The sequence below is a fragment of the Enterococcus malodoratus ATCC 43197 genome (genome assembly GCF_000407185.1).
Classification (GTDB): Bacteria; Bacillota; Bacilli; order Lactobacillales; family Enterococcaceae; genus Enterococcus_A; species Enterococcus_A malodoratus.
In genome coordinates, this window is record NZ_KE136481.1 from 617,785 (window position 1) to 630,838 (window position 13,054).

12 protein-coding genes are annotated in these 13,054 nt (G+C 40.6%); 4 read left to right on the forward strand and 8 right to left on the reverse strand.

What is annotated here, in order from left to right:
- The first annotated feature begins 137 nt into the window (after window positions 1-137).
- Together I585_RS03005 and I585_RS03010 are read left to right on the forward strand one after the other, a co-directional pair.
- Complete coding sequence (locus I585_RS03005) at window positions 138-947, forward strand: lipoate--protein ligase family protein (RefSeq protein ID WP_010739555.1); 810 nt, start codon at window positions 138-140, stop codon at window positions 945-947.
- Window positions 937-2,286 carry an HD domain-containing protein gene (locus I585_RS03010; RefSeq protein WP_010739556.1) on the forward strand — a complete coding sequence of 450 codons (1,350 nt, stop codon included), beginning with the start codon at window positions 937-939 and terminating at the stop codon, window positions 2,284-2,286. The genes I585_RS03005 and I585_RS03010 overlap by 11 nt, the downstream gene beginning before the upstream one ends.
- Before the next feature lie 21 nt (window positions 2,287-2,307).
- Here the strand turns inward: I585_RS03010 and I585_RS03015 are convergent, their stop codons facing one another.
- Entirely contained in the window at window positions 2,308-2,751 is a 444-nt protein-coding gene (locus I585_RS03015) for an NUDIX hydrolase (protein WP_010739557.1), read from the reverse strand.
- A gap of 137 nt (window positions 2,752-2,888) precedes the next feature.
- Here I585_RS03015 and gloA point away from each other — a divergent pair, with 137 nt between their 5' ends.
- On the forward strand, window positions 2,889-3,257 hold the full coding sequence (gloA, locus tag I585_RS03020) for a lactoylglutathione lyase (RefSeq protein ID WP_010739558.1): 369 nt from the start codon (window positions 2,889-2,891) through the stop codon (window positions 3,255-3,257).
- 34 nt (window positions 3,258-3,291) lie between these two features.
- Here the strand turns inward: gloA and I585_RS03025 are convergent, their stop codons facing one another.
- Window positions 3,292-4,248, reverse strand: coding sequence for a helix-turn-helix transcriptional regulator (locus I585_RS03025; protein ID WP_010739559.1), 957 nt, complete (start codon window positions 4,246-4,248; stop codon window positions 3,292-3,294).
- A 164-nt stretch (window positions 4,249-4,412) separates the two neighbouring features.
- On the opposite strand from I585_RS03025, the gene I585_RS03030 reads away from it, so the two are divergent.
- Window positions 4,413-6,419: an oxidoreductase gene (locus tag I585_RS03030; protein ID WP_208855723.1), complete on the forward strand. Its 2,007-nt coding sequence runs from the start codon at window positions 4,413-4,415 to the stop codon at window positions 6,417-6,419.
- 47 nt (window positions 6,420-6,466) lie between these two features.
- Here the strand turns inward: I585_RS03030 and I585_RS03035 are convergent, their stop codons facing one another.
- Genes I585_RS03035 through I585_RS03060 form a run of 6 tightly spaced genes read right to left on the reverse strand, consistent with a single transcriptional unit; the run spans window position 6,467 to window position 12,956 of the window.
- Entirely contained in the window at window positions 6,467-7,825 is a 1,359-nt protein-coding gene (locus I585_RS03035; RefSeq protein WP_010739561.1) for a TrkH family potassium uptake protein, read from the reverse strand.
- 33 nt (window positions 7,826-7,858) lie between these two features.
- Window positions 7,859-8,491, reverse strand: a complete 633-nt coding sequence (locus I585_RS03040) for a V-type ATP synthase subunit D (protein ID WP_010739562.1) — start codon at window positions 8,489-8,491, stop codon at window positions 7,859-7,861.
- A gap of 4 nt (window positions 8,492-8,495) precedes the next feature.
- Complete coding sequence (locus tag I585_RS03045) at window positions 8,496-9,872, reverse strand: V-type ATP synthase subunit B (RefSeq protein WP_010739563.1); 1,377 nt, start codon at window positions 9,870-9,872, stop codon at window positions 8,496-8,498.
- On the reverse strand, window positions 9,865-11,646 hold the full coding sequence (locus tag I585_RS03050; protein WP_010739564.1) for a V-type ATP synthase subunit A: 1,782 nt from the start codon (window positions 11,644-11,646) through the stop codon (window positions 9,865-9,867). The genes I585_RS03045 and I585_RS03050 overlap by 8 nt, the downstream gene beginning before the upstream one ends.
- Before the next feature lie 13 nt (window positions 11,647-11,659).
- Window positions 11,660-11,971 carry a V-type ATP synthase subunit F gene (locus tag I585_RS03055; protein WP_010739565.1) on the reverse strand — a complete coding sequence of 104 codons (312 nt, stop codon included), beginning with the start codon at window positions 11,969-11,971 and terminating at the stop codon, window positions 11,660-11,662.
- Window positions 11,961-12,956 (reverse strand): V-type ATPase subunit, encoded by a 996-nt coding sequence (locus tag I585_RS03060; protein WP_010739566.1) that lies wholly within the window; start codon window positions 12,954-12,956, stop codon window positions 11,961-11,963. Before I585_RS03060 ends, I585_RS03055 begins: the two co-directional genes overlap by 11 nt.
- Window positions 12,957-13,054 lie beyond the last annotated feature (98 nt).

Genomic DNA, 13,054 nt, shown 5'->3' on the forward strand with positions numbered 1-13,054 from the left:
TCCACTCCTTCCATTATTTATTTTTATCGGTTTTATTTTTTTTGTCAACTACTTCTGCTTTTTGAGCGACTTAATTACTTACTTTCCGTTTTTTTGTTTATAATAGGAAAGAAAACAAGGAACGAGAGGAAGATTCGATGAAAAAATCAATGCTTTTTGATCAAGGCCAGCTACCGGATAATGATTTGTACAATCCCTTTGCTTTGACGGATGTATTGACAGAATTCAGCGGCGAACAAGATCAGCCAATCATTCATTTTTGGCAGTTGCCGAAGACATTGATTTTGGGAATGAAAGATAGCCGTGTCACCTATTTTGGTGATGCGCTAAAAACAGTTCAAAAAGAAGATTATCGTCTGCTTTTACGTAACGCTGGTGGTTTAGGTGTAATCAGCGATGCTGGCGTTTTAAATATTTCTCTGATTCTCCCTAAACAAACGATTTCTGCGTTGTCGATTGATGACGGCTATCAAGCCATGGTGGATTGGCTGGAGCAAACTCGTTTTGGTAAAATGGGGCTCGAAGTCGGAGAAGTTGCCGATTCCTATTGTCCAGGAAAATATGACCTTTCGATCAATGGGAAAAAAATTGCCGGTATTGCTCAACGACGTGTTAAAGACGGCGTGGCAATTATGATGTATCTTAGCGTCAATGGTGATCAAAATTTACGTGGAAAGATCGTTCGTGCTTATTATCAAAGCGGGCTGCGAGATCAATTTGGCGTCGATTATCCGCCTGTCAATCCGGCTAGTATGACAACGTTGGATGCTGTCACTTCATTTGATGTATCAATCGATTCCGTCAAAAAAGAGTTATTACAAGTAATGCCGCATAATGATCAGACAGCCTTTCTATCAAACTTCTACCAACTAGAAGAATATCAACAACGTATCAAAAACATGCAGCAACGCAACTCGATTATTCAGGAGGTACTCAATGACCTATAAATATCAAATGCTACCGCTGGAAAAAGTTTTTCGCGATCCAGTTCATAATTATATCCATGTTCAACATCAGGTGATTTTGGATCTGATTAATTCAAAAGAAGTTCAACGTTTGCGCCGAATCAAACAACTCGGTACTACTTCATATACCTTTCACGGAGCAGAACATAGCCGTTTTTCTCATTCACTGGGTGTTTATGATATTACTCGCCGAATCTGTGATATTTTTCAACGGAATTACTCACAAGAAAAATACGGAAAAGACGGTTGGGATGACTCACATCGCTTAGTCGCTTTATGTGCTGCTTTATTGCATGATGTTGGTCACGGTCCTTATTCACATACATTTGAGCATATTTTCCACACGGATCACGAAGCTTTGACTGTGGCAATCATCACTTCACCGGAAACTGAGGTCTTTCAAATTCTCAACAATGTTGAAGAAGGATTTCCTGAAAAAGTCGCTAGTGTCATCACAAAAACTTATGAAAATCCGCAGGTTGTCCAAATGATCTCCAGCCAAATCGATGCTGACCGAATGGATTACTTGTTACGCGACGCCTATTATACTGGTACTGAATACGGCACTTTTGATTTAACACGTATCCTGCGGGTCATTCGTCCTTACGAAGGTGGAATTGCTTTTTCCATGAACGGAATGCACGCCGTAGAAGATTACATCGTTAGCCGCTATCAAATGTATGTCCAAGTTTATTTCCACCAGGTTTCTCGTGCAATGGAAGTACTATTGGAGCATTTATTGGATCGTGCCCATGAATTGTATCAAGAGAATGCAGACATTTTTACCCTGCATTCACAATTTTTGATTCCTTTTTTAAATGAGGACTTTTCATTAGAGGATTATTTAAAATTGGATGACGGTGTACTAAACACCTATTTCGCTCAGTGGATTGAGGAAAAAGATTTGATCCTAAGTGATTTAGCTTACCGCTTTTTAAATCGAAAACCTTTAAAATCCATCACAGTCGATTCTAGTGAGAATCCGCTGTTGATTGAATTGAAATCATTAGTTGAAAAAGCAGGTTTTAATCCACGTTACTATACAGCAATCAATTCTAGCTACGATTTGCCGTATGATCTTTATCATCCAGAGAAAGGCAGTCACCGAACACAAATCGAGCTGATGCAAAAAGATGGTTCATTGATTGAACTATCGAAAGCCAGCCAATTAGTCTCTGCCCTGACTGGTCAAGGACAAGGTGATGTTCGCTTTTACTATCCTAAGGAAATGACGCAACAGGATAGCAAAAATTCGGATCTTTTCGATGATTATTATCAGGCTTTCGCTAAACATATTCACAACGGCGCTCTCGTTGAATAAATAAAAAAACTTTCTGATCGCTCAGAAAGTTTTTTTATTTAGCCATTCTTCTACTGCCCATTTATGACTGCCGCGTTTCAATAATTCAATTGCCTTGGTTGGTGATTCCCAGCTGCTGCTGTTTCCCTCTTCCAACGGTGCAGATATTTTTTTCCAGCTTTTCGTAGAATAAAAATAGCCTGGATTGTAAAAGAAAGTTGCTCGATGACGTGAATAGAAGTATTCATCTGCTTGTCCTAAATAATCTGACAAGACTACTTCAAAGCCTAATTCTTCAAGCATTTCGCGCTCTATCGCCTCTTCTTTCGTTTCATTCCCTTCGATTTCTCCACCAGGTAAAAAGAAAGCGCCATTAGGAGCTTGTACAAGTGCAATTTTTCCTTCTTCATTCATTAAAATTGCGTAAGCTGCATAACGTGCTTGATAATTATTTTCGGCCTCTTTTACGCCAAACACTGGGATCATTGGTGCCCTCCTGCAAAATGTATTTACTGGTTAGTTTACATTAAAAAAAACTCATAAACAACCGTTGAGCATAATTGCTGGCAAATTCATGATTTATGTTATGATATTTTTATCAGTTAATAGGAGGATACTAATTTATGAAAATGGCACACACTTGCGTTCGCGTAAAAGATCTAGCGGCATCAGTAAAATTTTATCAGGAAGCATTCGGTTTTGAAGAATCACGTCGTCGTGATTTTCCAGATTCAAAATTTACTTTAGTCTACTTAACTTTACCCGGTGATGATTATGAGTTGGAATTAACTTACAACTATGATCATGCTGCTTATGATTTAGGTGATGGCTACGGGCATATCGCGATTCGTTCAGAAGATATTGAAAAACTTCATGAGGATCAAAAAGCAAAAGGGTTCAATGTTACAGATATGAAGGGCCTGCCAGGCACTGATCCTTCGTACTATTTCATCACTGATCCAGATGGTTATAAAATCGAAGTGATTCGCTAAAAAAGAGTCAGCCCAATCGTGGGCTGACTCCTTTTTATTTCTTTAATGGGCAGGAGATTCGCTGTATGCTCTCGCCGCATAAGCTGCTTCGATACTCTTTCATATAGATTGATGGCGTTCGACCGAATTTTATTTTAAATTTCCGGCAGAAATATGACGTATCGCAAAATGCCCATTTTAACGCTATTTCTGTAACTGTTAAATGACTATTTACTAAATCTTGAGCCGCATGGCGTAATCGTTCATTGGTAAGATACTTGCTGAAGGTCAATCCTTGCTCCTCAAACAATTTTTGAATGCTTCGTTGAGAAAGATTAAATTCAGTGGCGACTAAGGATAAATTCAGTGTTTCGTTGGACAGATGGTGGCTGATATAATCTTGAATTTGAGCAAATACCTTTGTATTATGCCGATTAGGAAACTTGTCTTCACTTTGAATTAACCATTGACAAAGCACCTCTAAATAATTGTCAATAATCAGTACACGATCGTCTTCTGAAAGTCCGCTCAATTGTTCTTCAATCGAAAACGTGTAATCAAACATAATCTTGCCTAATCCCTGGCGGCAATTTAATTTCATACAGAAATCTTCCATGTTGGGAAGTTTCGCTGCCAACATTTTATATGGAAATAATAAATTGATCCCTTCAACACGAGATAAGCGCTGATACCCACCCTTGCCTGATAAATCAAAAAACAAACATTCGTCCTTATCCAGGAAAATACTTTGGTAGTTAAAAGAATGACATTCTTGCCCGGAACGAATAAATCTTAACCCAAAATATTTTTGATCACGACGTTCATTTGTAAAGAAACCGGTGGACTCCTCATGATCGCTAAACGTCATGACTAAATCATTTACAACATGAATTCTAGAATAGTGCATAGCAACTTCTTCTTCAGAAAAAAGCGAATAACTAAAATTGACGTGATCTAAGTTCTCAATATACTCTTGCGGATCGGTGAATTCTAACGATAATGACTTTCTCATCTAGAAACCTCCAAATCATTCGTAAAAACAACAAAGAGTCTGCGTAATTATTCAATTCAGCAACCAAGAAAATACTTAGAATAAGAATATAGGCATTAGTCAATATCCTTTTGTGATTAGTGTAACAAATAGACGCAGGCTTATCAATCAATGAAGGGAGAAACATGATGAAGCAAAAGTATAAACCATTATTTGAACCATTCAACATTGGTCATGTCGAGATTAAGAACAAATTCTGTATGGCACCTATGGGAACTTTAGCACAGACGGATGAAACCAATAGCTACACACCCGACGCAGTTGATTACTTTGAAGAGCGGGCTCGCGGCGGTGTAGGCTTAATTATAACTGGTGCCAATTGGGTAGAAAGTGCGATCGAAAAACACAATGATGCCTTTTTCCCAAGTCCCGTGACAAATGAAAGTGTTTATGAAAAAATCGGTAAAGAAATCACAGATAAAGTTCATCCCTATGGTACTAAAATTTTTATGCAACTAACGGCTGGTCTAGGAAGGAGCGCCCTGCCGACAGCATTAAAAGATACGGATTTTGTCGCTCCTTCAAAAGTCATGAACCGCTGGATTGATGAAGAATGCCGAGCATTAACAACGGAAGAAGTCGAGGCAATCGTTCGTGGATTTGCAGAATCGGCCCACATCGCTCAAAAAGTCGGCTTCGATGGTGTTGAAATCCATGCCATGCACGAAGGATACTTATTGGATTGCTTCACCATGACTTTATTCAATCAGCGGGAAGATAAATACGGCGGTGATCTGCGCGGCCGTTTGACCTTTCCAATCGAAATCTTAAAGGCTATTAAACAGCGTTGCGGCAAGGATTTTCCGGTCATTTTACGTTTCAGCATCAAGAGTTACATTAAACAGTTAAGACAAGGGGCCGTTCCCGGTGAAGAATTTACAGAATTAGGTCGCGATGTCGAAGAATCATTGGAGGCCGCAAAAATCTTACAAGAAGCTGGCTATGATGGTTTCGATGCTGACGCAGGAACCTACGATGCCTGGTATTGGGCACATCCGCCTATGTATTTTGAAAAGGGCATGTACTTGCCGCTTTCAGAGCGATTAAAAAAGGTAACAAATGTGCCCGTCGTTGTTGCAGGTCGGATGGAAAATCCTGACATGGCAGTTGAAGCTTTGCAGAATGGAAAAATCGATGCTGTAGGAATTGGTCGGCAATTGTTGACTGACCCTGAGTACGTCAACAAAGTAATGATTGACGATTTGGCAGACATTCGTCCCTGCTTAGGTTGTCATGACGGCTGCTTTGGTCGATTACTTGAGGGAGGCCGCGGTTCCTGTGCAGTAAATCCGCAATGTGGTCGAGAAAACTTTGTCAGAATCGAACCAGCGGTCAAACAGAAAAATATTCTGGTCGTTGGTGGCGGCCCGGCAGGCCTGGAGGCGGCCAGAGTAAGTGCTCTTCGCGGGCATCAAGTCACTCTATTTGAAGCAAGAGAGAGTGTTGGCGGATCTTTGTTGGTAGGAGGAATCCCTGCCTTTAAGCATGATGATTTAGATTTAGTCGAATGGTACAAACATCAAATGCAGAAACTGAATGTTGACGTACATTTAAATGAGGAAGCAACAAAAGAAAAAATTCGTGATTTGAAACCTGACGCGATTTTTGTAGCCGAAGGTTCGACACCGATTCAACTAAAACTTTCTGGCAGTGAAAATAAACCCGTTCATTTGGCAGATGAGGTTTTGAAGAATCAAGTTTCTCTAGGTCAGCAATGCACCATCATTGGCGGCGGCTTGGTTGGTTGTGAATTAGCTCTGCATTTAGCATTACAAGGCAAAAAAGTATCTATCGTTGAGGCCTTACCTGACATTCTTAAATCAGGCAGCCCACTACCTCCTATGAACGAATGGATGTTACGAGATCTATTAGCTTTCCATAATGTAGAGATTCTTACAAATACACAGGCGAAAGAAATTACTTCAGATGGTCTGAAAATCACTGTAGGCGAAAATGAACAAACGATCGCCGCTGATAATATCATTATTGCTGTCGGTTATCGTGCAAAAGGTACGCTTTTTGAAGAGCTTCGTTATGAGTCCCCTTACGTCTATCGGCTAGGTGATAGCGCCAAAGTGCGAAATATTCGAGCGGCTATTTGGGATGGCTTTGAGGTTGCGCGAACAATTTAAATAAAAATGGCGCTCATTGGAATTTTTCCAACGAGCGCCTATTTAGTTTATCCGATCATGACACTTTCTTCAGGAAGTTTATAGTGACCACTATTTCCTTTGGTCAAACGCATTGTTAGCGAGAATCCAACAGTCAGGATACCAACTCTGCCAATATACATTAAGCCAATGATCAATAGTTTTCCCATAATACTCAAACTTGGAGTCAATCCCATCGTCAGCCCGACAGTACCAAAGGCTGAGAATGTCTCAAATAAAAGGTATTCTATTCCACGAAAACGCGGCAAGATCTCAGTTACAGACATTAACATCGTCACACCAATACATAAACTCAAAGTAATAAAGAACAAAGTGAGCGCCCGAGATACTACCGATGGACGAATCGTCCTCCGAAAAGCCTCAGCATGTTCTCTTCCCTTCAACATAGAAATTGTTTGGACTAGTAAAACACCAAATGTGGTCGTTTTTAGTCCACCAGCAGTCGAGCCCGGCGTTCCGCCAATAAACATTAGCACAATCGTAAAAAGAATCCCGGCTTGACTAACATTTCCGTAATCAACAGAAAAATATCCAGCCGTTCGCGCCGTTACCGACATAAAAAGCATATTTGCAAAACGATCTATTGGCGACGAGCCCGCTACAATATAGCGCCCGCCAGATTCGGATACATAAAAAACAAGCGTCCCGACAACCAATAAGCTAAGAGAGACGGTCAAAGCCAGCTTACTATGCAAACTCAGTTTTCTCGTCTTCTTATAATTCATCAGATCCTGCCAAACAATAAAACCTAACCCTCCGGCAATAATCAGACTTGAAATTACCAACAGTACATAGGCATTGTCTTGAAAGCCAACCAGGCTATCACCAAACAAATCAAAACCAGCATTGCAAAAAGCCGAGATCGAATGGAAAATCGAATACCAAAGACCTTTTACAACACCGTAAGTCGGAATAAAATCAAAAGCAAGCAGAACTGCTCCCAATAATTGAAACCCTAATGCAAAACGAAAAATATAATACATGAGCCGCATAACACCTGACAAACTATCAAGATTTAAAGACTCCTGCAAAATAATGCGTGTCAGCAGTCCCACCTTTTTCTTCATAATTGCAAAAAATATGAACGGCATCATCATAAATCCCAGCCCGCCGACTTCAATCAAAACTAAAATAATCAACTGACCACCTATGTTCCAGTGCTCACTTGTCGTCAATGTCGTTAAGCCTGTTACACAGGTCGCCGACGTTGCCGTAAATAATGCATCGATAAATGGAGTTCCCTCGCCAGTTCGTGTAAACACAGGCAAAGTAAGCAGCAAACCTCCCAGCAAAATAATTCCGCCAAAACCTAACGCGATAAATTGAATTGGATAAATTCTAAACGGCCAGCGTTTCTTTTTAGTCATCTTTTCCTACCTTCAAAAAAAGGTACTACTTTCTCAAGTAGTACCCATATTTTTAACTTTAATCATGCGTGTTACTTCCGCACGTTCATTTTCTTCCAGCTTCATTTGGATGAAGTAAATTGTCTCTTCCAGCTGTGGAATCGTCATATATTCCAACGCGTTAACCCGACGCCGTGTCTTTTCGATTTCTTTTGCCATCAGCTGACAGGTCTTTTCGATCTCAGTTAGTTCCAAAAGTTTTGGCAAAACTTTGGTAAACTTTTGAATACTTTGATCTAGTTCGTCATTAGAATTTAGAAAACCATATTCCAACGGTCCATCAGCTAAATCTTTTCCATGTTGAAAATTCATGACAGGTACTTTTACACTCATGACGTCCTTTTCAATCACATCAAGTGTTACTCGTTCTTTAGGAACAGCTAATAATTCCTCAATATACTTATCATTTAAGAGCGCATCCGCCACCGAGAAATTCTTCATCGCCTGCTGCAATTCTTCCTCTACCTCGGCGCGCATCACATTATTCTTTTTTACTAACAAAATGAAACGACGCATTAACTCATCTTGCTTATCTTTTAATAGCTTGTGTCCCCTACTTGCTGTTGTTAATTGTTTTTTTAGACGAGTTAGTTCCATCCGCGTAGGGTTCACATTTAATTTCACCATAGGATCAAACTCCCTCTGTTAAATATTCATCCAACATATCATCTTTGATCCGTTTTAACTCAGTCCGCGGCAGCATCGCTAAGAGCTCCCAACCGAGATCTAAGGTTTCTTCGATAGAACGATTTTCATAAAATCCTTGATTGACATATTCTTCTTCAAATCGCTCCGCGAATTGTGCATAAATTTTATCAACATCGGATAACGCAGAATCGCCTAACACCACTGCTAATTCTTTGGCCTGTTTTCCTTGTGCATAAGCCGCAAACAATTGATTCATCGTTGGCGCATGGTCTTTTCGAGTCTTCCCTTCACCAGTCCCTTTATCTTTTAAACGGGATAACGAAGGCAAAACATCGATTGGCGGCTGAATGCCGTTTTTATCTAATTCTCGAGATAAAATAATCTGCCCTTCCGTAATATAACCTGTCAAATCGGGAATTGGATGAGTCTTATCATCCTCGGGCATCGTAAGAATCGGAATCTGTGTTACCGAACCTTTCAAGCCGCGGATCCGACCTGCACGCTCATATAAAGTTGCCAAATTGGTGTATAGATAGCCGGGATATCCTCGACGTCCAGGCACTTCACGACGAGCTGCCGATATTTCACGTAAAGCTTCACAATAGTTCGTCATGTCCGTCATAATGACCAGCACGTGCATACCTTTTTCATAAGCCAAATATTCAGCCGCTGTCAAAGCCATTCGAGGTGTTGCAATCCGTTCAATCGCTGGATCATTCGCCAAGTTCATAAAGACAACAGAGCGATCGATCGCACCTGTCTGGCGGAAGTCTTCCATGAAGAACTCTGCTTCTTCAAAGGTAATCCCGATTCCAGCAAAAACTACTGCGAAATCATCATCCTTGTTTAGCACTGTCGCTTGACGAGCAATCTGTGCCGCCAACTCTTTATGTGGCAAGCCAAAACCTGAGAACACTGGTAATTTTTGTCCCCGAACCAAAGTATTTAAATGATCAATCGCGGAAATACCCGTTTGAATAAACTCATCCGGATAATCTCGAGAAACAGGATTGATTACTTCCCCGTTAATATCAACATTTTTTTCTGCCAAGATTTCTGGACCACCATCTTTAGGACGACCAAGCCCATCAAATACACGACCAACCATATCTTCAGAAACGCCAAGTTCTAAAGGATGTCCGAGAAAACGAGCAGTCGATTCTTTTAAATTGATCCCGCTGGTTCCTTCAAAAATCTGAACCAGCGCTTTGTCTTCATGCACTTCTAATACTTGACCACGACGAAGTTCGCCGTTGTTCAAACGAATCTCAAGCAGTTCCTCATATTTGATTCCTTCAACTTTATCGATCGCCATCAAAGGGCCGACCACTTCATTGATCGTACGATATTCCTTAATCATCGGTCATCCCTCCTTCAGCAATAATCAATTGGATCTGTGCAACAATATCTGCATTGATTTGATCTAATTTTTCTAATTGTGTTTCCGGTATATACTTGCTGCGAGCGATTTGGTCACGTAAGGCAACCGTTCCATCCATGATTTCTTTCAAGTACGTACCTAACTCTAATGCTCTTTGACCTTCAGTATTGAAAGTCAAAATATTTTGCATCATCTTAAATTGTTTTTCTCTTGAGCTGAACGTATCAACATCATCAAATGCATTTTGTTGTAGATAGTCCTCTCGCATTGATTTAGAAACCTCTAGCGTAAGACGATCCTTTTCTGATAAAGAATCAATCCCTACTAAACGCACAATTTCATTAAGCTCAGATTCCTTTTGCAGCATACGCATACCTTCTGCGACCATTTTTGACCAGTCCGCCTGCAAGTCATTATCTAAATACTTGCCGACCTCCGAAGAATACAACGAATAGCTTTGTAACCAGTCAATCGAAGGGAAATGGCGTTGTTGTGCCAAAGTGGCACTCAATCCCCAGAATACTTTTACTACACGCAGTGTATTTTGTGTAACGGGTTCGGAATTGTCTCCTCCAGAAGGTGAAACCGCACTGATAGCCGTGATTGATCCTTCTCTGCGATCACTTCCTAAGGCAATGACCCGACCAGCACGTTCATAGTACTCTGCCAAACGGCTTCCAAGATATGCTGGATAACCTTCATCTCCAGGCATTTCTTCCAAACGTCCGCTCATTTCCCGTAGTGCTTCCGCCCAACGCGAAGTTGAGTCAGCCATGATAGCGATGTTATATCCCATATCGCGGAAATATTCTGCAATCGTGATCCCCGTATAAATCGACGCTTCACGAGCTGCTACCGGCATATTTGATGTATTGGCAATTAAAATTGTCCGATTCATTAATGATTCGCCTGTTTTCGGATCAATTAGTTCTGGAAATTCATTCAGAACATCCGTCATTTCGTTGCCGCGTTCTCCACAACCAACGTAGACAACTAAGTCAACATCGGCCCATTTAGCAATTTGATGCTGAACAACGGTTTTTCCAGCCCCGAACGGCCCCGGTACTGCGGCGGCTCCACCCTTTACTACTGGGAAAAAGGTATCAATTACCCGCTGTCCAGTAATCATTGGAGCTTCTGGATTCAGTTTTTCTGACACTGGACGTCCTCGACGAACAGGCCATTTTTGTAACATCGAAAATTCTTGAGGACCGCTTGATGTCTCAATCACATATACGGGCTCATCGATCGTAAATTCACCTGATGAGATTTTTCTTAATGTGCCCCTAATCCCATTTGGTACCATGATTTTATGTGTAATGATCTTTGTTTCTTGAACAGTACCAACTACATCGCCTGCTGATACAGCAGTGCCTTCTTCGATAGCCGCTTCGAACCACCATTTCTTTTCATGATCTAAAGCAGGTATTTGTACCCCGCGACTCAAAAAATTGCTATTGGTTTGTTCTTTGAATGTATTTAACGGACGTTGGATACCATCAAACATTTGAGAGACGATTCCCGGTCCTAATTCTACGGAAAGTGCTTCTCCGGTTGTTTTTACTGGTTCGCCTGGTCCAATTCCCGCAGTTTCTTCATATACTTGAATGGATGCTACGTCACCACGCATTTCAATGATTTCGCCGATAACCCCAAGGTCACCTACATAACAAATATCTTGAATGGCTGCTTGCTCCATTTTTTCTGCCAGCACTAGTGGACCAGAAACTTTTATTATTCTACCTTCTTGCAAGTCATTAGCTCCTTTATAAAATATTCTGTCCGACCGCTCGTTCGACTTGTCCTTGGATCATGGACTTGCCGATCCCTAATGTTCCCTCATGATTAGGAATCAGCACAATCGCCGGAATCATCTTTTCTTCATAGCGTTTGATAGTGTCGGGAACAAGCTGAGCAAACTCTTCAGTAATATAAATGATGCCGTACTCATTCTTCGCCATCTCATCAATTTGTTGCCGAATGATTTGTTTATCCTTTGTTATTCGAGTATCGAAGTCAAAAAGTTTAAATGGTAAGACTGAGTCTTTATCACCAATCGCACCGATTTTATGTGCCATAAGTCTCACGCATCCTCTCTTTTATTTGTTCCTCCGACAAGCCGACTCTCTTACCTGTGATAATTAACCGTAGATTCTTTATTTCAATGGCCTTCGCATTTAACAAAGCCAATACTGGTAACGGTCCGAACGCCTGTGTTTGAGCCGTTTCGTAAAAGCTAGTCAAATAATCATCACAAAGACGTTCTAACTGGCTCAAATTAATTACATTATTTTGAATAATTGTTTCCATCATTTCACCGTACGAGGTCATTTTCAAGTAATTCGTAAATTGCTCAAGGTCGCCCTCTACACAATCCAGCAGCTCTTCTTTAAGAATGCTGCCATGACTAGACAACGCCGTCGACATGAAATTTCGACTTCTCTTTTGCTTGATTCCTCGTGCTACCATTAAAATATTTGTAAAATCGATAAAGCTGACGACTTCTTTGGTCAACTCTGATTCATCAATCGAATCCGCAATTTTCCGTTGGCTGTACAAGTACTTCCGATCCAAGATAATATCAATTCCTTGTAAACTGTTGGATTCTTCAAAATGTTCACGAACTTCTTGGATACTTTCAAGTAAAAAACTTGGTAATCCACTTGCCTGGCCCGTTCGAATGGCCGTTTTGATTTGTTCTAATGAATAAAAACCATCGTAAATGAAGAGCTCATCAAAATTTTGGTCTAATAACTCAGCTTTAATCAGGGCTTTAAGATTATGGAAAGTAAAACGCATTGTGTAGATCCAGACCACCTTCGGATCAGGAACGATCTCTACTAACTCCTTCAGTAAATCCTCTTGCGCATGACCTAAAGCCTCTTCAAAACTCTCAGAAAACTCCTCTGTCAAATACTCGCCATAAATTGTGCCTCTAAACAAAGTTTCAACATCTGCCAAATCTTCAGCCTTCAGCATTCGTTCCAGTAGATCGGGCGTTAACAGTTCCAATTCTTTCAAACGAACCAGCGGATTCAATTCATGATAACTAGATTGTTTCATTCAATGCCTCCTAATTCGTAGTTAATAGGCTAATTTTTCAATAAAATAGTTTGATTCTTACTGTGTTTATCGTTTCGTTAGATATCTCTTGGCTAAAA

Excerpts from the sequence above, each read along its gene's own strand:
- I585_RS03005 (WP_010739555.1), top strand. The coding sequence starts at position 138 with ATGAAAAAATCAATGCTTTTTGATCAAGGCCAGCTACCGGATAATGAT.
- I585_RS03010 (WP_010739556.1), top strand. The coding sequence starts at position 937 with ATGACCTATAAATATCAAATGCTACCGCTGGAAAAAGTTTTTCGCGAT.
- I585_RS03015 (WP_010739557.1), bottom strand. The coding sequence starts at position 2,751 with ATGATCCCAGTGTTTGGCGTAAAAGAGGCCGAAAATAATTATCAAGCA.
- gloA (WP_010739558.1), top strand. The coding sequence starts at position 2,889 with ATGAAAATGGCACACACTTGCGTTCGCGTAAAAGATCTAGCGGCATCA.
- I585_RS03025 (WP_010739559.1), bottom strand. The coding sequence starts at position 4,248 with ATGAGAAAGTCATTATCGTTAGAATTCACCGATCCGCAAGAGTATATT.
- I585_RS03030 (WP_208855723.1), top strand. The coding sequence starts at position 4,413 with ATGATGAAGCAAAAGTATAAACCATTATTTGAACCATTCAACATTGGT.
- I585_RS03035 (WP_010739561.1), bottom strand. The coding sequence starts at position 7,825 with ATGACTAAAAAGAAACGCTGGCCGTTTAGAATTTATCCAATTCAATTT.
- I585_RS03040 (WP_010739562.1), bottom strand. The coding sequence starts at position 8,491 with ATGGTGAAATTAAATGTGAACCCTACGCGGATGGAACTAACTCGTCTA.
- I585_RS03045 (WP_010739563.1), bottom strand. The coding sequence starts at position 9,872 with ATGATTAAGGAATATCGTACGATCAATGAAGTGGTCGGCCCTTTGATG.
- I585_RS03055 (WP_010739565.1), bottom strand. The coding sequence starts at position 11,971 with ATGGCACATAAAATCGGTGCGATTGGTGATAAAGACTCAGTCTTACCA.
- I585_RS03060 (WP_010739566.1), bottom strand. The coding sequence starts at position 12,956 with ATGAAACAATCTAGTTATCATGAATTGAATCCGCTGGTTCGTTTGAAA.